Raw genomic sequence first — 23,672 nt, 5'->3', positions numbered from 1 at the left:
AACATGAGACTGGAAGCTAACCAGTAACCCCACAAAACGCTTGAGTGGAGACCGCTACCGGATCCCCACTCAAGCGCTACCACGAACTCACCACACCGCTACCATTTCGATCTTCTAAACAGCTCGGAGACAGGAATAGACCAAAGCCCTTCGTTGATTCATCTCCGTCAATCCCGAGCGAAGCATCCACTGAGGTTTTGTTGGCTTGTTATCCCTGAGAGTTGCAACGTGATGAAACTTCAACTCAGTCGGGTAGCCAAGCTCCATCCCGTAGAAGCGAGCTTGCTGGGTTACTGCCTTTTTCAGCAATGGCAGATCGTCGCTGTCGATCCCGAATCCTGCGAGAAGGAAAACGGTTTTCCCTTCCCTGGAACCCGCGAACCGGAATCGTCAAAGTAGAACAAACGCAAGATCGAGCTCCTCGGGTGCTACCGGTTGCCGCGGAAGGCGCGGTCGTTGAGGTCACGGCGGGCCTGCTCGAGCGCGACGAGGTCGGAGAAGAGGGCGTTGTAGGCCTCTTCGTCGTCGGAAGGCCGCATGCGCTGGAGCTGCGACTTCAGCTGCGCGATCTGCTGGCCCACGCGGGTTTCCTGCAGGCGCGAAAGCACGGAGTCGGCGTATTCGTAGAGGTCGTCGGCGTGGATGGGCTCGACGGCCAGCTCGGAGACGAAGTTGCGGCCGGCGTAGTCGCGCATCTCGCCGGCGACCGCGGCGAGGAAGTTCGAGGCGTCCGAGGGGTTGTCTGCCCCGGCGCGGGCGCAGCCGCCGGCGGCGGTGATGGCCTCGCGGACCTGGTGGTACGCGTCGTGGGTGAAGGCGTCCGGGTTGATGCCGTCGAAGTAGTTGCCGGCCGCGGCCGGGTGCTGCAGGGCAAGCTTTAACGCTTCGCGCTGGGGCCACAGCACCGGGTCGTCGGGGCGCGGGGGGATGAGGATTTCGGACTGGGCGCCGGAGCTGTCCGGGCCGACGGCAGCACCAGCGCCCGCGCCAGCACCCGCACCAGCGCCGGCCGCGCGCGCCGGGTCTTTCGGCGCGCGCTTCTGCTTCTTCGGCTTCTTGGCCTCGGCGCGGACCTGCTCCAGCACCTCGTCCGGGTTCGGCCAGCCGACCCAGCCGGCGAGGCGGCGGGCGTACTCCTGCTGGAGCACTTTGTCGGAGATGGTGGCGACGACGGGCACGGTGCGTCGTAAGGCTTGCACGCGCCCCTCGGCGGAATCCAACGAGTAGTCCTGCAAAAGCGACTCGATGACGAACTCGTACACCGGCACGCGGGAGGCCACGAGGTCGCGCAGGGCCCCGTCGCCACGCGCGAGTCGCAGGTCGCAGGGGTCCATGCCGTCGGGGGCGACCGCGACGAAGGACTGGGCGCCGAACTCGGCATCGGTCTCGAAGGCGCGCATCGCGGCCTTCTGGCCGGCCTCGTCGCCGTCGAAGGTGTAGATCAGCTCGCCGCGGAAGAAACTATCGTCGAGCATGAGGCGGCGGATCAGGCTCATGTGGTCGCCGCCGAACGCGGTGCCGCACGTCGCCACCGCCGTATCGACGCCCGCGGCGTGCATGGCCATCACGTCCGTGTAGCCCTCCACCACCACCGTCTGGTGCTTCTCCGCGATGTTCTTCTTCGCCTTATCGATGCCGAACAGCACCTTCGACTTGTGGTACAGCAGCGTGTCCTGGGTGTTGATGTACTTGCCCAGGCGGTCGTCCTCGAACAGCTTGCGGGCGCCGAAGCCGATGACGTTTCCGGCGGTGTCCTTGATCGGCCAGATCAACCGGCCGCGGAATTTATCCAACGGGCCGCGTTTGCCCATCGAGGACAGGCCGGCGTCGATAAGCTCCTGCACCTCAAAGCCCTTGCGCAACAGGTGCTTGGTCATCGGGTCCCACGCGTAGGGCGCGTAGCCGCATTCGAAGTCGTAGATGAGCTCGCGGGAAAAGCCGCGCTTGAGCAGCATCTCGCGCGCCGGAGCGGCGTCTTCCGTTTCCAGCTGCTCGCGGAAGAACTCGTGCGCCGCCTTGTTCGCCGCCAGCAGGCGTTGGCGCGTGCCGCGGTCCACCTTGCGAGCGCCCGTGGAACCGCCCTGGTAGTTGATGTGGTAACCGATGTGATCCGCCACCGCCTCGACTGCCTCGGGGAAGGTCAGCTGCTCCATCTCCATGAGGAAGCTGAACACGTCGCCGCCCTTGCCCGTGGAAAAGCAGTGGTAGTAGCCGTGCGCGGGGCGGACGTGGAAACTCGGGGTGCGCTCGTCCTTGAAGGGGCTCAGCCCCTTCAGCGAGTCGTGCCCGGCAGGTTTGAGCTGCACGTACTCGCCGACGATCTCATCGAGCGGCGCGCGCTGACGGATAGCCTCAATGTCGCTATCCGGAATTCTGCCCCTAGCCATGCGCTCACTCTAGCGCGTGGCACGATATTGCCCATGAAGCGCCTATCCGTCCTGCTCCCGTGCTTGTTTTTGAGCAGTTGCCTATCGACGCCACCTCCGGCCGAGCCTGCGTCTTCTTCGGGGCTTCCCGCGTGCGGCTCGCTTCCCGACGAAGCCTGGGACACCGTCGACCTCATCGAAGCCGGCGGCCCCTTCCCCCACCCCGACAACGACGACCGCCGCTTCGGCAACTACGAACGCGTCCTGCCTGAGCAACCGCGCAACTACTACCGCGAGTACACCGTGGACACCCCGGGCGTGCACCACCGCGGAGCACGGCGCATCGTCACCGGCGGCGGGGCGGACGGCCACGTCGACGAGTGGTTCTACACCGACGACCACTACGAATCCTTTTGCGAAATGGAGGTCAACTAATGCCCGCTGTGTTTGTGACGCGCCCGGTGCGCTCGATCGAGGACCTCGGCGCCGCCATCATCGCCGCCGTCTACGGCGTTGCAGATTCCCGCCCGGTGCCGCGCAACCTCGACGCCCTGGCCGACCTCCTGCGCGAGGCCCGCGTGAAACGTGTGGTGGTGACGGATTGGGGGATGCCGGAGGCGTCGATAGGCGGGCTGCTCGAGGTCCTCGCCGACGAAGGCGTGGAGCTTTCCCGCTAGACCCCTAGTAAGAAACCCCTATTAAGGCCCAAAATGGCGCATACTAGGGCTCTGTTACTAGGGGTTTGCGGGTGGGAGGGACTACTTCGTCTCGTTCGGGTGACTGGTATGCACAGCCTCGAGGAAGACCGTGCGGCCATCGACGAAGAACCAGATCCGCGCCGAGCCCTTCAGCGTCGGTTTGTGCTGCCACCTCTCGTACGAGCGCCCGCCTCGCCGAACGGCCCCAAGCTCTCCCTTCAGCCGGTAATTGGTGGAAGTGGTCGCCGTCGGGGTCCTGGTGAGGAAATCCCATGCGTCGGCCATCGGGTTCCGCATGGTCGCCACCAGGTCGCGCCACCCCTTCTTCGCCCCAGCCGAGGCGAAGCGGATGTCGTACTCGACCTTCTTCGCGGGGCGCGGGACCAGCTCCCCCTTCCTCCCGGCCGCCATCGCTAGGGGCGCTCCACCGGCTCACTGTCGTCGAGCCAGTCGGTTTCGACATCCCCGAGTCCTGCCGCGATGGCGGTCGCAGTTTCCTTCCACGCGGTGAACTCTGCGAGGGCGAGGTGTGGCTGTTCGGTGGCGAAGGAGGCGCGTGCTGCGTCGATAAGCTCTTGCGAACATAATTCCCTGTCTGCCTGCGACAGCGCCAACATCCAGGGGAACGCTCGAGCCATTCGCTCGCCGAGGCTGCCGACGCCTTCCGTTGCCACGGTGATGAGTTGCGCCGCGAGTTCCAGCAACTGCGCCCGCCGTTGCGCCTCCCGCGCGGACATGAGCACCAGCGACTCCCCGTCGCGGCGCGTGACCGTGACCGGGTGCTTCTCCGCTTCGGCGAACACCTCGGCGGACCGCTTGCTCAAGTCGGATGAGCGGCGGGTGTGCGGTGGGGTTCCTGCTGCGAGTGTCATGACCCTGAGAGTATTCGGAATGTGTTCGGAAGTCGAGGGGTCAGGGCCCACGAAGCTTGTCGACGGCCTCCTGCAAGTCCGGCGGCAGCGCCACGCTGCGCCCCGGGCCGATCGGGGTGTAGCCCTTCGGCTTAACCTGCACGGGGAGCAGGCCCCGGGCGACAGGCCACGCTTTGCGGATGCGCTGGATCAGATCGGCTTCATCGCCCCAGAAGTCCTCGGTGTAGAAGTGCAAAACCTTGTACCCGCGCTCGGCGAGCCAGTCATCGCGCACACGCTGCTTGCGCAGTACTTCGTGGGGAACGTCTTCGTACTTTTCCCATCCGTCGACCTCCACGACAAGGTTGTCGCCGATGAGGAAGTCCACCCGGTACCGCCCGATCGCCGCCTGGGTGCGGTACGGCACCCCGTAGGCGTCGAGGATCAGGCGCAGGAGTGACTCATAGGGCGAATCCGAAAGCCTGCTGGCCAGCGGGAGCGCTTTCCGGGCGTTGGCGATGCCTTTCGTGCCGGCCAGCCGGGCGATGGTGGCGCGGAACTGATGCAGAAGCTCCTCGTAGAGGTGGTCGCCGTGGCCGGAGAGCACGCTGTCCATCGCGATGACACCTTCGCGGACGCCGCGTTCGCGGGCAATGTCGACGGCGGTGCGGATCGCGTTGGTGTAGCGCACCGGACCGTCGTGGATGATGTCGGCTTCCGGAATTTGGCGGTGGCGGTACTCGTACCCAGTCCAGCTGCCATTGATGGAGGCTGGGCGGCCGTTGGGCACCGCAAGAGTGACGGGCTCGCCGCGTGCGATTGTCCACACGCCGTTGAGTCGCGCGGCCGAGCAGTCGACGAGCACGGCTTTCCTGCTCTGGCATCCCGCTGCGTAGCACCTCAGGAAGGCTTTCTCGTACTCCTTGAGCCTCTTCCACGTCTCGGCGCAGAAGTACATCGACTTGGTCAGCTGCGCCAGCTCGCCTTCACTGATGCGCCGGTGCGTCTCAGTGTCTGCGGACGACACCCTCCGCACGTCGACCAGCTTTTCCCGCAGCTCTTTCTTGCGCGTGTCTTTCATTAGTCCCCCCTTGACCAGTTACCCCGCTGCGGAGACTACCGCAGGCGCGTTGTTCTTGCCGGGTTTCGGGGCCGGCCGCCGGGGCCGCTCGGTGCCCGGCCCCCTGGCCCGCTGCCCCCAAACCCCTAGGAACAAACCCCTAGTAAGGCCGAAAATCGGGCATTCTCGGGAGAGCTTACTAGGGGTTTGCGGGAATCAGGCGGGATTGGGGTGGGATACAGGGTGGAGCCCGCGCGCCGGCGCCACACACACCAAGCGCACCGAAGAATAGAAACCCCCTGAGAAACCCCTAGGAAAGTGCCGTATGCCATAATCCCAACCAATGTGACACAGACCATGTGAAGCACGACACGATCGGAGAAGACCCATGAGCTCACTCATCCTGGTGCTCGTCGGCCTGGCGATGATGGCTGCCGGCTACCTGCTGTACTCGAAATTCCTGGGCAACCGCGTCTACCAACTCTCGGACGCGTACACCACCCCGGCGCACACGATGGAGGACGGCGTGGATTTCGTCCCCACGAACAAGTACGTCCTGTGGGGCCACCACTTCACGTCCGTGGCGGGCGCGGCGCCGATCATCGGCCCGGCTGTCGCGGTGATTTGGGGTTGGGTGCCGGCGTTTCTGTGGGTCACGCTCGGCACCGTGTTCTTCGCGGGGATGCACGACTTGGGTGCGCTGTGGGCGTCGCAAAGGCATCGCGGACAGTCGATCGGCACACTGTCCGGCCGCTACATCGGCGCGCGCGGGCGCAACCTGTTCCTCGTGGTGATTTTCCTGCTGCTGCTCATGGTGAACACGGCGTTCGCGGTGGTCATTTCGAACCTGCTCATCTCCACGCCGACGGCGGTGATCCCCACCTGGGGCGCGATTGCCGTCGCGCTGTTGATCGGCCAGGCCATCTACCGCTTCAACTGGAACCTGCCGCTGGTCTCCGTCGTGGGTGTCGCGGCGCTGTACGGGCTGATGATCCTGGGCGACCAATTCCCGCTCGCCCTGCCGGAGACGATGCTGGGCATCCCGGACCGCGGCTGGTGGATCATCTTCCTGTTCGCCTACGCGTTCGTCGCGTCGCTGCTGCCGGTGTGGGTGCTGCTGCAGCCGCGCGATTACATCAACGGCCTGCAGCTGTTCGTGGGCCTGATCATCCTCTACGGCTCGTTTTTCATCGTGCGCCCGGAGATTGTGGCGCCCTCGCTTCGCGACGCCGTCCCCGACGGCACCCCCGGCATCTTCCCCCTGCTGTTTGTCACCATCGCCTGCGGCGCGATCTCGGGTTTCCACGGCATCGTCTCCTCGGGCACGTCGTCGAAGCAGCTGGACAAGGAGACGGACGCGCGCTTCGTCGGCTACTTCGGCGCGGTCGGCGAGGGCCTGCTCGCGCTCGGCACGATCGTGGCCACCACCTCCGGCTTCAAAACCCTCGCGGATTGGGAGGAGATCTACAACGAGTGGAACGCCGGCGGCGTCGACGCGTTCATCAAAGGCGGCGGCGACCTCATGAACGAAGGCCTGGGCATCCCGACCTCCCTGTCCGCGACCATTCTGGCCACCATGGCCGTGCTGTTCGCCGCCACCACCATGGACTCCGGCATCCGCCTGCAGCGCCTCGTCGTCTCGGAGATGGCGGAGCTGGCCGGCGTGAAGCTTTCCGGCGCGGTCGCCACCATCATCGCGGTGGGCTGCGCGCTCGGCCTGACGTTCTCCATGGGCCTGGACGGCTCCGGCGGCATGCTGATCTGGCCGCTGTTCGGCACCACCAACCAGCTCATGGCGGGCCTGACGCTGTCTGTCGTGGTGATCATCCTGACGCAGCTGCGCCGCCCGACCTGGCCGGTGCTGATCCCGCTGGTGTTCGTCACCGCCATGTCGCTGTGGGCGGCGGTGCTGCAGCTGCGCACGTTCCTCGAGGCGGGCAACTGGCTGCTGCTGGTGCTGGACGTGATCATCATCTGCTGCGCCATCTGGGTGATCGTGGAGGCGTTCACGGCGATCTCGAAGGCGCGCAAGGAACCGGCTGTGACCTGGCGCGACGATGAGACGATTCCGGGTGAATTGGCGGATGCGCGAACGTCTTAAAGCAATTGCCCGCGGCCTCGACGAGTTCTACAAAGCTCCGTACCGCCGCGAGTTCGCCCGCGCCGCGCGCGAGGAGGACGACCTGTTCACCCTCCTCGTCGCCTCGGAGACGCTCGGCATTCCTAACCCCGCAAGCTTCTACACACTCGAACTGATGCCATTGCTTTACGACGAATTCCACGCCTGGCACACCCGCATGGGCATGGAGCGATCCCCGCTGGACGGCGTGCGATGCTGCTAGCGCCCGCGCCCGTGATGTTCTTCGGCGGCAAGGGCGGGGTGGGCAAAACCACCGTGTCGGCGGCCACCGCGGTGCGCCTCGCCGAGGCCGGCCGGCGCGTGCTGCTGGTGTCCACGGACCCGGCGCACAACTTGGGCCACATCTGGGACGCGCAGCTTTCCGACGCCCCCGCGCCCCTCGAGCCCAACCTCAACGTGGTGGAGCTCGACCCCGCCGCCACCACCGAGCGGCACCTCGCGGAGGTGGAGGGCTCCATGCGCGCGATGATGCCGGAGCGCATGCACCCCGAGGTCCGTCGCCACCTGGACCTGGCGCGGCACTCGCCCGGGATGCATGAGGCGGCGATGTTGGAGGCGGTGGCGGAGCTCGTCGATAGGCCTGGCTACGACCACATCATCTTCGACACCGCACCCTCCGGCCACACCTCCCGCCTGCTCGCGCTGCCGGAGCTCATGGCCGCGTACACAGGCGGGCTGATACAGCGGCGCGAGCAATCCGACAAGTTCTCCCGCGCCGTCCGCGGTTTGGGCGGGACTATCGACGACCCCGTGGAGCGCCGCAACCAGGAAATCCGCGCCACACTGCTGCGCCGCCGCCGCAAGTTCGAGCGCCTGCGCGACGTCCTCACCGACCCCGCGGCCTGCGCGTTCCACATCGTGCTCACCGCGGAGCGCCTCCCGGTCCTCGAGAGCATCGAGCTTTACGACGACCTCACGTCCAACAGCATCCGCGTCCCGGGGCTGGTGATCAACCGCCGCAGCCCTCTCGATGCCGGCGAGTTCATGGCCTCGCGCCGCGCCGTGGAGGACTCCGCGCTCTCGCTGCTCGACTCGCAACTTCCCGACGTCCCCCGCGTCGAACTGCCCTGGCTCCCCGGCGAGATCGGCACCCGCGTCGCGCTCGCCGCCATCGCCGAGCGGTTGTAATAAAGAAACCCCTCCACAGCCATGCCGTTAAAACGGGGGACCACTACGGGAGGGGATTACAGCGCTTACCTTACTAGAAGTACCCCTCGAAGGCGGCGGCCTTCTTGGCGGTGCGCTCGAGGCGCGACTCGGTCATGGACGCGATCTGGTCCACGATCACGCGCTCGCGCTCCAGGTCCGTCTCGGCGGCGTTGAACCACGCCTGGAACATCGTGTCCAGGCTGCCCGGCGCGCCGGCGCGCAGGTACTCGTGGACGCGGTAGATGCGGTCGCGCTGCCGGTCCTGGCGCGCCTGGTGCGACGGCTGGTCCATGACGTAGAGCACCGCGACGGTCTTGAGCAGGCGGACCTCGGCCTCCACGTCCGGCGGGACGACGAGGCGCCCATGCTGCCGGCCCAAGCCGAGGCCAGGCGCGCCGGAGGTCGCAGCGCCAGGCGCGTCCGCGAGGGCGCGGTTGCCATCGTCCTCGCGGGTGGCGCGGGTGACGGCGCCGACGTAGCGGCCCACCAGCTGCGACGTCAGCGCCTTCAGGCCGGTCCACGCGCTAAGCGTGTAGTCGAACTCGGCAGCGGCGGCGATGGCGGGCAGGGAACGCAGGCGGTCGGCGGCATCCACAAGCGAATCCGCGTCGCCGCCGAACGCGGCCGCTCCCTTCTCCGCCAAAGCGGCCAGCTCCACGAAGTCCCACAGCACCCGCAGGGAGACGCGCCCGGAGACGATGCCGTCTTCGACGTCGTGGACGGAGTAAGCGATGTCGTCGGAAAAGTCCATCACCTGCGCCTCCATCGGCGGCGCCCCGTCGGCGTGCCCGAGACGCAGCCACTCCAGCACGCCAGCGTCCTCGTCGTAGGCCGAGTACTTCCGGTTCACAGACCCGTCCGCGTTCGTGCGCGTCAGCGGATACTTCACCGCCGCGTCGAGTGATGCGCGGGTGAGGTTGAGGCCGAAGGACGTGGCGTCGATAAGCACTTTGGGCTCCAGGCGCGCAAGGATCCGCAACGTCTGCGCGTTGCCCTCGAAGCCGCAGGGCGCGACCTCGTCGAGCGCGACCTCGCCGTTGTGGCCGTACGGCGGGTGCCCGATGTCGTGGGTCAGCCCCGCCATCTCGCACAGGTCGGGGCTTAAGCCCAGGCCTTCGCCGATGCCGCGGGAGATCTGCGCGACTTCCAGCGAGTGCGTCAGGCGCGTGCGCGGGGTGTCGCCGTCACGCGGCCCGACCACCTGGGTCTTGTCCGCGAGGCGGCGCAGCGCCGCGGAGTGCAGCACGCGGGCGCGGTCGCGGGCGAAATCCCCGCGCGAATCCGGGGCGAGTTGCGCGCCCTTCGGCGCCTCGTCGGCGCGGCGCTGCGTATCGGCGGCGTTGTAAACGTACACGTCGCGCTACCCTAGTCGGCATGACTAGCCGTTACTTGCGCATCCTCGCCGTGTCCGGCGGCCTTTTTGTCGCCGCCGCACCCAGCTTTGCGACGGAAGCTCCGCCCACCCTCATCCAGGCCCAAGCAACCGCCACCAAGGCATCCCTCGAGCCGGGGCGGCTGACGCAGCCGGTGACCGACGACGCCGCAGTGCTCTCCGCCGACGAACTGGCCGAGATCGAAGGCGCGATCCAGGAGGTCAGCAAGACCCAGGGCAAGTCCGTGCGCGTGGTGTTCCTGCGCTCGTTCGGGCAGTACACCCCGCCCGAATGGGTGGACAAGGCCGTGGCGGCGAACGGCTCCAACACCGCCGTGCTGGCGATCTCGCCGGACGAGCGGCTGTATAACGTCGGCGGCGGCGAGGAGTGGACCCAGTCCGAGATCGACCGCATGAACTCCGCCGCGCACGCCCAGCTGTCCGAGATGAACTGGTCTTCGGCCGCGTTGAATGCGGTGAATGCGGTGGCGGGCGGGAGCTCGTCGTCAGGCGATGGCGCAGGCTGGCTCGCGGGCGGCCTGGGTGTCGCGGCGCTGGCGGGCGGCGGCGTGTACGCGGCGACGCGCAAGGGCTCGAAGAAGCAGCAAGCCAAGCAGATCGAGTCCGCGAAGGCCCTGGACCCGGCGGACACCGACTCGCTGGGGCGCCTGCCCACGCCGACGCTGGAGGAGGTCGCGCGCGACGCGCTGGTCTCCGCCGACGACTCGATTACCCAGGGCAAACAGGAGCTCGAGCTGGCCACCGCCGAGTTCGGCGCGGACCGCGTGCGCCCGTTCACCTCCGCGATGAACGAGGCCACCACCACCCTGCAGCGCGCGTTTGCCACGCACCAGAAGCTGTACGACGCCATCCCCGAAACCGAGCCCGAAAAACGCGCGATGCTGGTAGACATCATCTCCTCCGCTGGACGCGCCGAGCAGGCGCTTCGCGACAAGACCACCGAGTTCAACGAGATGCGCGGCGTGCTCATGCGCGCGCCCGAAGAGGTGGAGAAGGTGCTTGCGCGCACCGTGGACATCCGGGCGCGCCTCGAGCCCGCGCGAGCCACACTGGCGCAGCTGCAGGGCGAGTACCCGGCGCAGATCCTGGAATCCATCGTGGACAACGTGGACCTCGCGGAGGCGTCGTTGGACGAGGCGGAAAAGGCCCTCGGCGAGGCGCGCACGCTGGCGGACAAGCCGGCCGGGCGCCAGGGCGCGCTGTTGGACACGCTCGCCGCCGCCACCCGCGCCGTCAACGTCTCCGACACCAACCTCGCCGCCATCGAGCACGCCGAGGACAACATCCGCGCCGCGAAAGCGAACCTGCCCGCGCTGATCGACGAGATCCGCGGGGAGCTGCGCGAAATCGAGCAGGTCAAGGGTGCTCGTGCGCAGGGTGCGCCTATCGACGTCACTACGCTCGACACCGTTTCCGCCAAAGCCCAACGCATGCTGAGCGAGATCGGCGACCGCGACCAGTCCGACCCGCTGGCGCTCTACCAGGAGCTGACCAGCATGGACGCCGAAATCGACGAGGCGCTGGACCGGGCGAAGGGCATCGCCGGGGATCAGTCCCGCGCGCTGCAGCTTTTCGACCAGCAAATGCAAGTCGCCGGCTCCCAAATCCAGCGCGCCGAGGACCTGATCCTGTCGCGCGGCCGCATCATCGGCTCGCACGCGCGCACCCTGCTGGCGGAGGCGAAACGCCAGTACGCGCAGGCCCACCAGCTGCGCGTGCGCGACACCCGCACGGGCATCGACGCCGCACGCGCCGCCACCGACACCGCGCGCCGCGCCGAGGCCGCCGCGAACGACGACCTGCGCCGCTACCAGGCCCAGCGCAACCGCCAGACCGCTGACTCGCTGGCCAGCGCCGTGCTGTGGGGCTCGGTGCTCTCCGGCGGCTTCGGTGGCGGTGGCTTCGGCGGAGGCGGTTTCGGTGGCGGCGGCGGCTTCTCCGGCGGGCGCCCCTCCAACCGCGGCGGCACCTTCTAGGCGCCCCCAGGCGCCGCGCGGGTGCTTAGTAGCGCGTGCGGCGGGCGGGCGCGTCGACGAAGGTCAGCGCCCAAGACATGAAAGCGAGGTCCACGAGCTGGATCTCGTCGAACCCGTCGGCACGAAGCGTCGGCTCCGCAACGTCGACGCCCAGCTCGCCCGAGGGGAACCCCCGGGTCACGGCGATGAGCTCGCCGGCGCCGTCGCGGATCTCGCGCTTCGGGGTGATCGCGCCCGACAGCAGGTCAAAGCCCGAGCGGTTCAAGGTGTAGCGACGGTCAGCGCAGTCCGCGGCGTAGCGCGACACCGTAAACCCGGCCTTGCGCAGCAGGTATTCCTCCGACGTCGCGACGTCAAAGGCGCGGAACTTCGCCGGGTTGTCGGACGTGATTCTCAAAACGGTCTCGCCCACCGTGACGGTGTCGGGGGTGGATTCGGCGATGGACCTTTGGTCGTCGATAAGCGAAGCTCCCTGCCAGATCACAGCACTGCCACCACCACGACAAACAGCGACAGGAACACCAGCGTGGTAATCAGCGCGGTGGAGTTGGCCATCTTGCGGGCCTCCAGCACGCAGCGCGTGAGCCACGCCAGGCCGGCAACCTGCACGGGCGGCAGATGGGTCTCCCCCTCGAACTCGAGGATGGCCTTGCGCACCCCGTTGTGGTCCTGGGTGAACTGGGCGACCTTCTCGCCGTCCGGACCCTCGACCACCCAGTTCTTGGACGTCTCCGGGATCAGGGCGAAAGGCGTGCCGTCCACGACCGCGTCGATGCGCTTGGCGCGCTTCAGGCTGTCGGAGGTGCGCACGACGTCCTCGCCGCCGCACGTGGCAACAGCGCCCGACTCAGCGTGCGCGGTCAGATCCCAGCTCTGGCCGCACACGATCGCGCGGTCGTGCTCGAACACGCCGAGGACGTCCGGGCCGTCCTCAGCCAGCAGCTTCGGCGCGTCCCGGTTCGTGCGGTCCCAGCTCACGTAATGCATGAGCGAAAATTTAGCAGCCGATCAGGCGGGCGGCCAGGTAAGACTCCAGCTCCGCCAGCGGCACGCGCTCCTGCTCCATCGTGTCGCGCTCGCGCACGGTGACGGCCTGGTCTTCCAGGGTGTCGAAGTCGTAGGTGACGCAGAACGGGGTGCCGGTTTCGTCCTGGCGGCGGTAGCGGCGGCCGATCGCGCCGGAGGTGTCGAAGTCGACGTTCCAGTGCTGGCGCAGCTTCGCGGCGAGCTCCTCGGCCGGGCCGGACAGCTCCGGCTTCTTCGACAGCGGCAGCACCGCTACCTTCACCGGGGCGAGGCGGCGGTCCAGGCGCAGCACGACGCGGGTGTCGGTGCCGCCCTTGGCGTTGGGGGCTTCTTCCTCGTCGTAGGCGTCGATGAGGAACGCCATCATCGCACGACCCAGGCCCGCGGCGGGCTCGATGCAGTACGGGATCCAGCGCTCGTTGTTCTCCTGGTCGAAGTAGCTCAGGTCCTCGCCGGAGGCCTCGGCGTGGGTCTTCAGGTCGTAGTCGGTGCGGTTGGCCACGCCCTCGAGCTCGCCCCACTTGGAGCCGGTGAAGCCGAAGGCGTACTCGATGTCCACGGTGCGCTTGGAGTAGTGGGAGAGCTTCTCCTGCGGGTGCTCGTAGAGGCGCAGGTTGTCGGGGTTGATGCCCAGGTCGACGTACCAGTTGTAGCGGTTGTCAATCCAGTACTCGTGCCACTTCTCGTCCTCGCCGGGCTTGACAAAGAACTCCATCTCCATCTGCTCGAACTCTCGGGTGCGGAAGATGAAGTTGCCCGGGGTGATCTCGTTGCGGAAGCTCTTGCCGGTGTTCGCGATGCCGAACGGGGGCTTCATGCGTGACGACGTCATCACGTTCTTGAAGTTCACGAAGATGCCCTGCGCGGTCTCCGGGCGCAGGTAGTGCAGGCCTTCCTTGTCGTCCACGGGGCCCAGGTAGGTCTTCATCAGACCGGAGAACGCCTTCGGCTCGGTCCAGTTGCCGGGCTGGCCGGTTTCCGGGTCGTTGATGTCCGCCAGACCGTTTGCCGGCGGGTGGCCGTGCTTTTCTTCGTAGGCTTCGAGGAGGTGGTCGGCGCGGTAGCGCTTGTGGGTGTACAGCGACTCAACGAGCGGGTCGGTGAACACCTCGACGTGGCCGGAGGCTTCCCACACGCGGGTGGGCAGGATGACGGAGGTGTCCACGCCGACTGTGTCGCGGCGGGATTGCACCATGTGCTTCCACCACTGGCGCTTGAGGTTTTCTTTCAGCTCAACGCCGAGCGGGCCGTAGTCCCACGCGGAGCGGGTTCCGCCGTAAATCTCGCCGGCCGGGTACACCAGTCCGCGGCGCTTGCACAGGTTAACGACGGTCTCAATCTTTGATGCGGGCATCAACATCTCCTGGTGGGAAAGTGCGTGCAAATTACGGTCAACAGCATAGCCCGCCTTACGACGCCTCCGGTCACCCGCCCAGTTTGGACATAAGTCCCACTCTGTTTAGGCATTCTTGTATTCTGAACGAATCATCTGTTTCCCATTGGCGCTGAGGAAAGGGGACGCCGTGAGCGAACGTTACGTTTTGGCGGACCTTCCAAAGCTGGCGGACGAGGACGTGGACCGCACTGCCGCGCTCGTGAAAGTACTGGACTCGAAAACCCGGCTGGAGATTCTGCTGCTTCTGGCCGAGGAAGAGAAGGTCGTCCACCAGCTGGTCACCGAGTTGGAGAAGTCGCAGCCGCTGATTTCCCAGCACTTGCGAGTGCTGCGTTCGGCGGGCCTGGTGTCGTCGTCGCGCAAGGGCCGCGAGGTGCTCTACGCGCTGGACCAGCCGGACATCATCGGCATCATTCACGAGCTGGCGTCGCTGGAGAAACTCACCGAGGCCCAGGACGAGCTGGCCGAGCTGCGCAAGCGCAGGCGGGAAAACAGCGGGAGCTCCGGCGGCTCCATCGGCGCGGCGATCGTCGACCCGCCTGCCACGGTGCGTCCCGAAGTGGATCCCGGCCTCGCCCCGCAGACGCCAAAGCCCGTGCGCGACTAGGTACACTGCAATGGTATGACGCAAACGAACCGCCGGGCGCACACCCGCCCCGTGCCCAAGCTGGGCCCGCGCATGACGCGCCAGCGCGCCGCCGTCGTGGAGACGTTGCGGGGGCTGGACAAGTTCGCGTCCGCGAAAACCATCCATGAGCAATTGCTTGACGACGGCGCGTCCGTCGGCCTCACCACCGTCTACCGCACCCTGCAATCGCTCGCCGAGGTCAACGCCGTGGACGTGCTGCAATCCCCCGACGGCGAAACCCTCTACCGCGACTGCTTATCTGGCCACCACCATCACCACCTGGTGTGCACCGAGTGCGGCCGCAGCGAGGAAATCGAGGGCGGGCCCGTGGAGAAGTGGGCCGAGGTCATCGCCTCGCACTACGGCTACGAGCTGGTCGGCCACGACGCCGAAATCTACGGCGTGTGCCGCGCCTGCCAGGCCAAGCGCTAGTTAGCGAACTTGTCCACCGCGCCGCCGAAGCGGCGGTCGCGCTTGGCGTACTCGAGCACCGCGTCCCACAGATCTTCCTTGGTGAAGTCCGGGAACAGCACGTCCTGGTACACCATCTCCGCGTACGCGGACTGCCAGATGAGGAAGTTCGACGTACGCTGCTCCCCCGACGGGCGCAAAAACAGGTCCACGTCCGGCATGTCCGCGCGGTACAGATAGCGAGCGATGGTTTTTTCGTCGACGGTGGACACTTGAGCGTCGATAAGCTTTTGCACCGCATCCGCGATCTCCGCGCGCCCGCCGTAATTGACGCACATAGCCAACGTCAGGCCGGTGTTGTTTTTGGTCAGCTCCTCGGCGACCTCGAGCTCTTCGATGACGCTGCCCCACAGCTTCGGGCGGCGCCCGCACCACACCACACGCACGTTTTTGGCGTGCAGCTCGTCGCGCTGGCGGCGCAGCACCTCGCGCGTGAAGTTCATCAGAAAGTGCACCTCGGAAGGGCTGCGCTTCCAGTTTTCGGTGGAAAACGCGTATGCGGAGAGCCACTCGACGCCGCCGAGCTCGATGCACGCGTCGACGGCCTCCATGAGCTTCTCCTCGCCCACCTTGTGCCCCTCGGTGCGCTTCAGGCCGCGCTGCTGCGCCCAACGGCCGTTGCCGTCCATCACCAGCGCGATGTGCTTCGGGATGAACTTCGTGTCAATTCTCGGTGCGCCCATGGGCGTCAATTATGCCTGCTCCATAATCTTGAAGCTTTTCAGCCCAGTTTCCAGGTTGAATTGCAGGTGCGCCACGGTTGCGCGGTGAATCTGCGCCGCGCGTATCGACGGCACTTCGCTGCCCTGCTCCATCAGCCACATCTCGTGCAACGTTTCGGGGTGGACGTCCATGGAGCCCGGCGGGCGGCAGTTGTTGCACACCGCCCCGCCGACGGTGGCGTTGAACGCCTTGTGCGGGCCGGGTGCGCCGCAATTCGCGCAGTTGAACAGGCTTAGCCCCCAGCCGGCGTGTTCGGTGGCCTGGAGGATGAACGCGTCGAGAACCATCGTGGGGTGCTGGTTGGTCTGCAGGTTTTTGAGCGCGTCCTGGACCAGGGCGAACAGCGCGGGGTCGGCTTCGTCGAAGCTGAGCTTTTCCGCCGTTTCCATCACGGCGCAGGCGGCGGCGTAGCGGTCGAAGTCGTCGATGATGCGGGCGCCGTAGTAGGTAACGGTGTCGGCGGAAGCGATCGCCGAGAGGCCTCGGCCCGGGTAGATCAGCGCGTCGACCTCCACGAACGGCTGCAACCGTGACCCGAAGCGGCTCTTCGCCTTGCGCACCCCCTTGGCCACGCCGCGGATAAGCCCGTGGTTCTTGGTGAGCAGGACGACGACCCGGTCCGCCTCCCCGAAGTCGTAGGTGCGCACGACAAACGCGCGGTCGCGCCAGTTCGGGCGCGGGGCCTTAGAAGCCAAGCCGGCCCAGCGCCTTCGGGTCCTGCTGCCAATTCTTCAGCACCTTCACGCGCACGTCCAGGTACACGTTTTGCCCGGTCAGCTCGATGATCTGCTTGCGGGCGCGGTGCACGATGCCGCTGAGGCGCCGCCCGTCCGGGCCCTCAATGATGCGTTTTTGGCCCGGGCGCTCCAGGTAGAGCACGGCGTAAATTTTGACGCGGCGGTCCTCCTGGATCATCTCGTCGATTTGGACGGCGACGGAGTGCGGCAGCTCGTCGCGAAGCCCCCGCAGCGCCTCCTCGCGGATGAGCTCCGCGATGCGCGTTTCCATGTCCTCGTCCGTGGTGTGGTCCTCGGGGTAGAAACGCGGGCCTTGCGGGAGCTTATCGACGAGCACGTCAAGCAGCGTATCCACCTGAATCTGCTGCGTTGCCGACACCGGCACCAGCTCCGCGTCCTGGCCGAGCAACTCGTGCAGCTCCAGCAGGCGCTCGCCGACGGTGTCCTTGCCCGTCTTGTCCAGCTTGGTCACGATGCCCACGATCGGCGTATTCGGCTTGGTTTCGCGAATCTGCTCGAGGATGTAGCGGTCGCCGGGGCCGATCTTCTCGTCCGCAGGCACCGTGAAACCGATGACGTCCACGTCGGCGAAGGTGTCCTTGACCACGTCGTTGAGGCGCTCGCCCAGCAGCGTGCGCGGGCGGTGGATGCCCGGGGTGTCCACCACGATGACCTGGGCGTCGGGGCGGTTGATCACGCCGCGGATCGGGTGACGGGTCGTCTCCGGCTGATCCGCCATAATCGCAATCTTCTCCCCCACCAGCGCGTTCGTCAGCGTGGATTTGCCGGTGTTCGGGCGTCCCACGAAGCTGACGAACCCCGACCTGAAGCCCTCCGGGGTGTCAGTGAAGCCGCCAGCGTCGGCGCGCTCGACGTCGTTCGCGCTGGCCTCTCGGGGCAGATCGTCCGGGAAATCGGGGAAGTCGTTCATGGCCTGGGATTCTACCTGTCAACCCCTGAGTGGTTTCGCTGTGGACAACTGTGTTGCGGCGGGGGCTTTTGGCGGGGGTTATCCACAGATTTTCATTTGGGTCTTGTCGGGGTTGCGGTGCCGCCATAGCTTTCAGGCCATGAACTTCACTGACTTTGTTTCCGCAGGCGTCTCCATACTCGCCGACTTCGACCGCGACGTGGCCATGGCCGCCGGCCTGTCCACCGGCCGGGTCCGCGACCTCGCCCGGGTGCACCACACCTACTTTGGCCCGACCCAGTTCACCCGCAAACAACGCGACGCCCTCGCCGCCGCCGAGGGTTTACCTATCGACCAGCTCGTGCACATCGAGAAGAAACTCCTCGCCGTCGAAGGGGCAGCCGAACGCTGGCGCATTAGGTTGGATTTGGTGCGCCACCGCGGCTCGTACAGGGCACTGACCAAGCGCATCAAACGGCTGATCAAACAACCCGTCAAACCCGCCCCACCCTCGTGCAGGTTCAGCCGCTCGAAGGCAGGCATGCGCACCATGATCCTCACCTACAACGAGCGCGACCTCGCAGATTTGGAGCACCTGCTGCGACAACTCATCGACACCGACGACCCCGCCGCCGCCCAAATGGCCCACACCCTCATCGGGATCCTGCGCGACGGCAAAGGCGTAGCGAAGGCGAACTTCCGGCCGATCATCCTCGTGCCGATCGCCGACTGGGCCCGCATCCAATCCGGCCACGCAGACGAAGTCACCCTGATCTGCACCGACGGCACCACCATGACCGGTGCCGAATACATGGAGCACGAATTCGGCGACATACTCGAAGTCGCCGCGTTCCACCCCCAGGAAGGACCCGTCAACCTGTACTGCGGTCAGCGCTGCGCCAACGCGAAACAGAAGGTCATGTCGAAGCTACTCTGCCCGCGATGTGCGTTTCCCGACTGCAAACACTCCGCAGAGACCACCCAAACCCACCACATCAATGCCTGGCGCTACGGGGGAATGACCAACATGGACAACCTCGCCGAACTGTGCCCCTTCCACAACGGGGTCAACGCCGACAACAGGCAAGGCCCGTTCGGCTACATCGATAACCCGAACGCCCGCATCTACTGGGTCGCACCCAACGGCACCCGCGTCCCAATGACCACCCCGGGCGCGATGGAACTGCTCTTCGACTAACCACACACCGAAAACCCGCCCCAAAAGGGCGGGCACATCGGCATGCCTGAAAACGGTTAGAGGGCCTCGACCTCGAACTGGAGCTGCGGGTTGGCGTAGTAGTCCTGCGCCTCGACGAGCTTGAGCTCCTGCGAGTCTGCCTCGAGGGTCACGCGCAGCAGGTCGAACACAGACGACGCCGTCTTGGCCAGCGCGTCCTTCGCGTCGCGGCCGCGGAGGTAGTGCCCGGTGAACAGCGCCGCGGTGACGTCGCCGGAGCCGTTGCGTTTAAACGGCAGGCGCGGGGTGCGCACGATCCACTTGCCGTTATCGTCGACGGCGATCATCTCGATGGCGTCCTCAGGCGTCTCCGGGCGCTTTACCGAGGTGACCAGCACGGTGGACGGGCCCATCTCGCGGGCGGCGTCGACGGCGGCGAGGGTGGAATCGAGGTCGGTCACGTCACGCTCGGTCAGGTACCCCAGCTCGAACTGGTTCGGGGTGATGATGTCGGCGGCCGGCACGATCGTCGAGCGGAACAGCGGCGGGATGGTGTCGGCGACGAAGCAGCCGGACGTCGCCGAGCCCATCACCGGGTCGCAGGTGTAGAGCGCGTCCGGGTTCTCCGCCTTGATGTCGCGCACGGTGCCAACGATCACGTCGGCGATTTCGGGGGAAGCCTGGTAGCCGGTGAGGATGCCGTCGATAAGCGGGAATGCGCCGCGGTCGCGGATGCCGCTCAGCACCGCGGAGACGTCGTCGGCGGGGATGATCGGCCCGCCCCACGCGCCGTAGCCGGTGTGGTTGGAGTAGTTCACGGTGTACACCGGCCAGACTTCGTGGCCGATGCGCTGCAAAGGAAAGACCGCTGCCGAGTTGCCAACATGGCCATACGCGACAGCGGACTGGATGGAGAGAATATTGCTCATACGAGCATTTTAGAGCTCCGGCGACACCAGGATCTTCACGGCGGTCTCGTTGCGGTTGATCAGGGTGTCGAAGCCCTCGTCGACGACACCGTCGAAGCCGATCTTGCCGGTGATGAACGGCTTCAGGTCGACCTTGCCCTCCTCGACGAGCTTGATGGTCTGCTCGTGGTCGTGGGCGTAGCCGATGATGCCGCGGATGGTCAGCTCCTTCATCACCACGGCGTGGATGTCCAGCTCGGCCTTCTTGGACCAGATGGACTCCACAACCAGGGTGCCCTTGAGCTTCAGGCAATCGACGAGCTGGTCGAGCACGACGTTGACGGAGGTTGCCTCGAAGGCTGCGTCGACGCCCTTGCCGTCGGTGATCTTCAGGATTTCTTCCTTCAGGTCCTGCTTGGACGGGTCGATGGCGTGGTCGGCGACACCAGCGTCGAGGGCCTTCTGGCGGCGCAGCTCGGACAGCTCGGAGACGACCACGGTGCAGCCGTATGCCTTAGCGACGGCAGCCGTGAGCACGCCGATCGGGCCAGCACCGCCGACCAGAACCACGTCGCCCTCGCCGGCCTCGGAGGCGGAGAATGCGTGGTGGGCGACGGACAGCGGCTCGATGAGCGCGGCCTCGTCCAGCGGCACGTCGTTCTTGATCGGGTGGACCCAGCGGCGCTGCACCGCGATCTTCTCGGACAGGCCGCCGCCACCGCCGGCAAGGCCGATGAAGTTGACGTCCGGGTGGAGGTTGTACGGGCCCGGCTCCTTCGGGTCGACATCGTCGGGAAGCACGTACGGCTCGACGACGACATGCTGGCCGACCTCAAGGTCGTCCACGCCCTCGCCCAGTGCCGCGACGACGCCGGAGAACTCGTGGCCGAGCGTGACCGGCGGCTCCTCGCCGGTGATCGGGTGCGGGTGGCCCGGCTTCGGGCAGAAGATCGGGCCTTCCAGGTACTCGTGGAGGTCGGTACCGCAGATGCCGCACCAGGCGATGTCGATGAGCACCTCGCCCTTGCCTGCCTCTGGGGCGTCGATGTCCTCGACGCGGATGTCCTTCTGGCCGTAGTAACGTACAGCGCGCATGTGAAGCTCCTCTCGGTGGAAACCTGCTTACGTGCACAATTCTACCGAAAAGTAGGACTAATCGCCGTGGAGCGGCTCTGTGGCCTCCGCCACCGAGACGAGCACGGTGCGGGTCTTCACCCGGCCGCGGCGGTCGCGGCCGCCCTCGGCGGTGTAGCGCACCCCGTCGCGCAGAATCGACGCGCCCGGCAGCGGCACGCGCCCCAGCTCATACGACAACAGCCCGGCCACCGTATCGACGTTGTCGGTGACGTCCTCGGCGTACTCCAGCTCGTAGTCCAGGTTGTCGGCGAGGTAGTCCACCAAATCATCCAACGGGAGGCGGGCCTGGACGCGGAACACGCGCGGCTCCACCTCGGTCACCGGGGCTTCCTCGTCCTCGTCGTACTCGTCGGTGATTTCGCCGACGATCTCTTCCAGCAGGTCCTCCATGGTGAGAAGGCCGGCGACGGTGCCGTATTCGTCGATAAGCATGGCGATGTGCGTGTTCGACTGCTGCATCTCTTTGAGCAGCACGTCCAGCGGCTTCGAGTCCGGGATGAACAGCGGCTCGCGCATGAACTCCGTGATCGGCGTGGCGGGGTCGATGGGGGTGCCGCGGTCGGTGAACATGTCCTTCAGGTACGCGATGCCGACGATTTCGTCGACGCTCTCCCCGATCACCGGCACGCGCGAATGCCCGGAGCGCACCATGAGCGCGGTGGCTTGGCGCGCGGTTTTCTCGCCCTCGATCCACACCATCTCGGGCCGCGGCACCATGACTTGTCGCGCGTAGCTGGACGCGAGGTCGAAGATGTTTTGGATCATGCGGCCCTCGGTGGTTTCCACCACGCCCTTTTCCTGGGCGACCTCGACCATCTCGCGCAGCTCGATCTCGGTGGCGTAGGGGCCGTCGCGGAAGTCCTCGCCGGGGTGGAACAGGTTGCCCACCCAAATCAATAGCTTTGCGACGGGCCCGAGCACCACCTGGAACACCCCCAGGCCTTGGGCCGCCTTGAGCGAAATGGTGTAGGGGTTGCGCTTGCCCGCGGTGCGCGCGAACACCCCGACGATGGAAAATTGCAGCAGCGTGACGACGATCACCGCCACCGCGATCGCCCACCCGTCCGAGTCCAGCACATCCATCGCGAGCATCGCGGCGGTGACAGACGCGACGACATCCAGCACGGTCTTGACCAGCACGAGCGTGTTGACGTGGTTCGCGCGGTGGTCCACCACCCGCAGAAGCGCCTCGGCGCCCGGGGTGTCGTCTTTGACCATGCCCTCGACGCGGGCGCGTGAGATCGGCGTAAGCGCAGACTCGATCGAGCCGAGCAGGCCGGACAAAAGCAGCGCGGCGATGGTGACCGCCGCGTAGACGAAGGTCAGCGTCACTCGGCGCCGCCAATATTGCGCTGCATCAGCTTGTCCAGCTCGTCGCGGTCCGCGGCCGATGGGAAGGCGTGCGCGCCGGTCGGCTTCGGCTGGTACTCCACGCCGCGGCGGGCAAGGTCGTCGTACCAGTCCGCCAGGATCTCGTTCTGCAGCGCGAACATCTCGCGCTCGTCTTTCGGCTCGATGTGGTCGTAGCCCAAAAGGTGCAGCACGCCGTGGACGGTGAGCAGCGCCATCTCGTGCGCCAGGTCGTGGCCGGCCATCTCCGCCTGCTTGCGGTCGTAGGCGGGGCACAGGATGATGTCGCCGAGCATCGCCGGCCCCGGCATGTCCGCGTCGGGGCGGCCGCCGCCGGGGGTCAGCTCGTCCATGGGAAAGCTCATCACGTCCGTCGGGCCCTCCAGGTCCATCCAGCGCACGTGCAGATCTGCCATCGTGGCCTCGTCCACGAGCGTGATGGTGGCTTCGGTTTCAGGGTGGACGTCCATGGAGCGCATGGCGAACGACGCGACGTCGATAAGCATTTGCTCATTGACCTCCGCCTCGCCGGACTCATTCAGCACTTCAATGCTCACTGGTTCGCCTCCGCTTCCCGCTCGGCCTCGATCGCTTGCTGGCGCTTCTCGTAGCGCAGGGCGTTCTGCGCGTCGTGGCGGTCGTACGCGGCGACGATGCGCGAAATCAGGTGGTGGCGCACCACGTCGCCGGCGCCGAGCTCCTGGAACGAAATGTCGTCGATGTCCGCGAGGATGCGCCGCGCCACGCGCAGGCCCGAGACGGTGCCGCGCGGCAGATCCACCTGGGACGTATCGCCCGTGACCACCATTTTCGAGCCGAAGCCGAGGCGGGTGAGGAACATCTTCATCTGCGCGCCGGTGGTGTTTTGCGCCTCATCCAGGATGACAAACGCGTCCGACAGGGTGCGCCCGCGCATGTAGGCCAGGGGCGCGACCTCGATGATGCCGGCCTCGATGAGCTTCGGGATCGCCTCCGGGTCCATCATGTCGCGCAACGAGTCGTACAACGGGCGCAGGTACGGGTCGATCTTGTCCGAGAGCGTGCCGGGCAGGAAACCGAGCTTTTCGCCCGCCTCCACCGCCGGGCGGGTCAAAATGATGCGCTTGACCTCTTTGTTCTGCAGCGCCTGGACCGCCTTCGCCACGGCGAGGTACGTCTTGCCGGAGCCGGCCGGGCCGATGCCGAAGGTGATGGTGTTCTCGTCGATCGCGTCGACGTACGCGCGCTGGCCGGCCGTCTTCGGGCGGATGACCTTGCCGCGGCGCGAGATGATCTCCTCGCCGAGGATGTCCGCGACCGAACCCGGCGCTTCGGCCTCCATGATGCGCACCGCCTGGACCACCGTGTCCACCCCCAGCGGAACACCGCGGCGCGCCATGGACTCAAGCTCCTCGACGACGCGCAGCGCGTGCGCCGCCTGCTCCGCGTGCCCCTTGACGGTCAGCTCGGTGCCGCGGGCGTGGAAGCCCACCCCGAGCTGGTCCTCCAAAACCCGCAGGTTGTCGTCGTTGATCCCCAGGACGGACTGTGCGTACGCCGAGTCGAGTTCGACCTTGCGCGTCACCATTTCTTCCAT

At 66.5% G+C, this 23,672-nt stretch carries 26 protein-coding genes; 10 read left to right on the top strand and 16 right to left on the bottom strand.

Annotation, left to right across the window (positions count from 1 at the left end; all coding sequences use genetic code 11):
- Positions 1-231 precede the first annotated feature (231 nt).
- The gene (locus MHY23_RS02575) at positions 232-399 is read left to right on the top strand and encodes a hypothetical protein (RefSeq protein WP_239306295.1); all 168 of its coding nucleotides are present in this window, start codon (positions 232-234) and stop codon (positions 397-399) included.
- 29 nt (positions 400-428) lie between these two features.
- Here MHY23_RS02575 and dnaG read toward each other — a convergent pair whose 3' ends face one another.
- Entirely contained in the window at positions 429-2,387 is a 1,959-nt protein-coding gene (gene dnaG, locus MHY23_RS02570; RefSeq protein ID WP_239306294.1) for a DNA primase, read from the bottom strand.
- A gap of 33 nt (positions 2,388-2,420) precedes the next feature.
- Between dnaG and MHY23_RS02565 the strand changes: the two genes are divergently transcribed.
- Complete coding sequence (locus tag MHY23_RS02565; protein ID WP_239306293.1) at positions 2,421-2,801, top strand: ribonuclease domain-containing protein; 381 nt, start codon at positions 2,421-2,423, stop codon at positions 2,799-2,801.
- Positions 2,801-3,043 carry a hypothetical protein gene (locus tag MHY23_RS02560; RefSeq protein WP_239306292.1) on the top strand — a complete coding sequence of 81 codons (243 nt, stop codon included), beginning with the start codon at positions 2,801-2,803 and terminating at the stop codon, positions 3,041-3,043. The genes MHY23_RS02565 and MHY23_RS02560 overlap by 1 nt, the downstream gene beginning before the upstream one ends.
- An 81-nt stretch (positions 3,044-3,124) precedes the next feature.
- On the opposite strand, the gene MHY23_RS02555 is transcribed toward MHY23_RS02560, so the two are convergent.
- The 3 genes from MHY23_RS02555 to MHY23_RS02545 are packed head-to-tail and all read right to left on the bottom strand — an operon-like array spanning position 3,125 to position 4,996.
- A complete protein-coding gene (locus MHY23_RS02555) occupies positions 3,125-3,475 on the bottom strand; it encodes a hypothetical protein (RefSeq protein ID WP_239306291.1) in 351 nt (116 codons plus the stop codon).
- 2 nt (positions 3,476-3,477) lie between these two features.
- Entirely contained in the window at positions 3,478-3,936 is a 459-nt protein-coding gene (locus MHY23_RS02550; RefSeq protein ID WP_239306290.1) for a prevent-host-death protein, read from the bottom strand.
- A 40-nt stretch (positions 3,937-3,976) separates the two neighbouring features.
- Positions 3,977-4,996: an endonuclease domain-containing protein gene (locus MHY23_RS02545; protein WP_239306289.1), complete on the bottom strand. Its 1,020-nt coding sequence runs from the start codon at positions 4,994-4,996 to the stop codon at positions 3,977-3,979.
- Positions 4,997-5,363: 367 nt separating this feature from the next.
- On the opposite strand from MHY23_RS02545, the gene MHY23_RS02540 reads away from it, so the two are divergent.
- From MHY23_RS02540 to MHY23_RS02530, 3 genes are read left to right on the top strand one after another with little or no spacing between them, the layout of a single operon-like run.
- Positions 5,364-7,076 (top strand): carbon starvation protein A, encoded by a 1,713-nt coding sequence (locus MHY23_RS02540; protein ID WP_239306288.1) that lies wholly within the window; start codon positions 5,364-5,366, stop codon positions 7,074-7,076.
- Complete coding sequence (locus tag MHY23_RS02535; protein ID WP_034998339.1) at positions 7,060-7,317, top strand: cory-CC-star protein; 258 nt, start codon at positions 7,060-7,062, stop codon at positions 7,315-7,317. Before MHY23_RS02540 ends, MHY23_RS02535 begins: the two co-directional genes overlap by 17 nt.
- Positions 7,308-8,243 (top strand): ArsA family ATPase, encoded by a 936-nt coding sequence (locus MHY23_RS02530; protein WP_239306287.1) that lies wholly within the window; start codon positions 7,308-7,310, stop codon positions 8,241-8,243. Before MHY23_RS02535 ends, MHY23_RS02530 begins: the two co-directional genes overlap by 10 nt.
- Before the next feature lie 73 nt (positions 8,244-8,316).
- On the opposite strand, the gene MHY23_RS02525 is transcribed toward MHY23_RS02530, so the two are convergent.
- Entirely contained in the window at positions 8,317-9,618 is a 1,302-nt protein-coding gene (locus MHY23_RS02525; protein ID WP_239306286.1) for a deoxyguanosinetriphosphate triphosphohydrolase, read from the bottom strand.
- Between the two features lie 20 nt (positions 9,619-9,638).
- On the opposite strand from MHY23_RS02525, the gene MHY23_RS02520 reads away from it, so the two are divergent.
- Positions 9,639-11,633: a TPM domain-containing protein gene (locus tag MHY23_RS02520; RefSeq protein ID WP_239306285.1), complete on the top strand. Its 1,995-nt coding sequence runs from the start codon at positions 9,639-9,641 to the stop codon at positions 11,631-11,633.
- A 25-nt stretch (positions 11,634-11,658) separates the two neighbouring features.
- Here MHY23_RS02520 and MHY23_RS02515 read toward each other — a convergent pair whose 3' ends face one another.
- From MHY23_RS02515 to MHY23_RS02505, 3 genes are read right to left on the bottom strand one after another with little or no spacing between them, the layout of a single operon-like run.
- Complete coding sequence (locus MHY23_RS02515) at positions 11,659-12,117, bottom strand: hypothetical protein (protein WP_239306284.1); 459 nt, start codon at positions 12,115-12,117, stop codon at positions 11,659-11,661.
- Entirely contained in the window at positions 12,114-12,620 is a 507-nt protein-coding gene (locus MHY23_RS02510; RefSeq protein ID WP_239306283.1) for a hypothetical protein, read from the bottom strand. Before MHY23_RS02510 ends, MHY23_RS02515 begins: the two co-directional genes overlap by 4 nt.
- A gap of 10 nt (positions 12,621-12,630) precedes the next feature.
- Complete coding sequence (locus tag MHY23_RS02505; RefSeq protein ID WP_239306282.1) at positions 12,631-14,013, bottom strand: glycine--tRNA ligase; 1,383 nt, start codon at positions 14,011-14,013, stop codon at positions 12,631-12,633.
- Between the two features lie 169 nt (positions 14,014-14,182).
- Between MHY23_RS02505 and MHY23_RS02500 the strand changes: the two genes are divergently transcribed.
- Both MHY23_RS02500 and MHY23_RS02495 read left to right on the top strand, forming a co-directional pair.
- Positions 14,183-14,662, top strand: a complete 480-nt coding sequence (locus MHY23_RS02500; RefSeq protein WP_239306281.1) for a metalloregulator ArsR/SmtB family transcription factor — start codon at positions 14,183-14,185, stop codon at positions 14,660-14,662.
- A 15-nt stretch (positions 14,663-14,677) separates the two neighbouring features.
- Complete coding sequence (locus tag MHY23_RS02495) at positions 14,678-15,115, top strand: Fur family transcriptional regulator (protein ID WP_239306280.1); 438 nt, start codon at positions 14,678-14,680, stop codon at positions 15,113-15,115.
- Here the strand turns inward: MHY23_RS02495 and MHY23_RS02490 are convergent.
- The 3 genes from MHY23_RS02490 to era are packed head-to-tail and all read right to left on the bottom strand — an operon-like array spanning position 15,112 to position 17,545.
- Positions 15,112-15,837, bottom strand: a complete 726-nt coding sequence (locus tag MHY23_RS02490; protein WP_239306279.1) for an isoprenyl transferase — start codon at positions 15,835-15,837, stop codon at positions 15,112-15,114. The two genes, MHY23_RS02495 and MHY23_RS02490, sit on opposite strands and share 4 nt — an antisense overlap.
- A gap of 9 nt (positions 15,838-15,846) precedes the next feature.
- Positions 15,847-16,572, bottom strand: a complete 726-nt coding sequence (gene recO / locus MHY23_RS02485) for a DNA repair protein RecO (protein ID WP_239306278.1) — start codon at positions 16,570-16,572, stop codon at positions 15,847-15,849.
- On the bottom strand, positions 16,562-17,545 hold the full coding sequence (gene era, locus MHY23_RS02480) for a GTPase Era (RefSeq protein WP_239306277.1): 984 nt from the start codon (positions 17,543-17,545) through the stop codon (positions 16,562-16,564). The genes recO and era overlap by 11 nt, the downstream gene beginning before the upstream one ends.
- A 139-nt stretch (positions 17,546-17,684) precedes the next feature.
- On the opposite strand from era, the gene MHY23_RS02475 reads away from it, so the two are divergent.
- On the top strand, positions 17,685-18,722 hold the full coding sequence (locus tag MHY23_RS02475) for an HNH endonuclease signature motif containing protein (RefSeq protein WP_239306276.1): 1,038 nt from the start codon (positions 17,685-17,687) through the stop codon (positions 18,720-18,722).
- A gap of 56 nt (positions 18,723-18,778) precedes the next feature.
- On the opposite strand, the gene pdxY is transcribed toward MHY23_RS02475, so the two are convergent.
- From pdxY to MHY23_RS02450, 5 genes are read right to left on the bottom strand one after another with little or no spacing between them, the layout of a single operon-like run.
- Positions 18,779-19,630 (bottom strand): pyridoxal kinase PdxY, encoded by an 852-nt coding sequence (pdxY, locus tag MHY23_RS02470; protein WP_239306275.1) that lies wholly within the window; start codon positions 19,628-19,630, stop codon positions 18,779-18,781.
- Positions 19,631-19,639: 9 nt separating this feature from the next.
- On the bottom strand, positions 19,640-20,704 hold the full coding sequence (locus MHY23_RS02465) for a 2,3-butanediol dehydrogenase (protein ID WP_181888879.1): 1,065 nt from the start codon (positions 20,702-20,704) through the stop codon (positions 19,640-19,642).
- A 57-nt stretch (positions 20,705-20,761) separates the two neighbouring features.
- The gene (locus MHY23_RS02460) at positions 20,762-22,078 is read right to left on the bottom strand and encodes a hemolysin family protein (protein ID WP_239306274.1); all 1,317 of its coding nucleotides are present in this window, start codon (positions 22,076-22,078) and stop codon (positions 20,762-20,764) included.
- Complete coding sequence (gene ybeY / locus MHY23_RS02455; protein WP_126857873.1) at positions 22,075-22,653, bottom strand: rRNA maturation RNase YbeY; 579 nt, start codon at positions 22,651-22,653, stop codon at positions 22,075-22,077. Before ybeY ends, MHY23_RS02460 begins: the two co-directional genes overlap by 4 nt.
- Positions 22,650-23,672, bottom strand: a complete 1,023-nt coding sequence (locus MHY23_RS02450) for a PhoH family protein (RefSeq protein ID WP_239306273.1) — start codon at positions 23,670-23,672, stop codon at positions 22,650-22,652. Before MHY23_RS02450 ends, ybeY begins: the two co-directional genes overlap by 4 nt.

The organism is Corynebacterium sp. ACRQP (assembly GCF_022345915.1).
GTDB lineage: Bacteria > Actinomycetota > Actinomycetes > Mycobacteriales > Mycobacteriaceae > Corynebacterium > Corynebacterium lehmanniae.
Note: the sequence above shows the minus strand (reverse complement) of the source record. Positions and strands in the feature narration are given on the sequence as shown.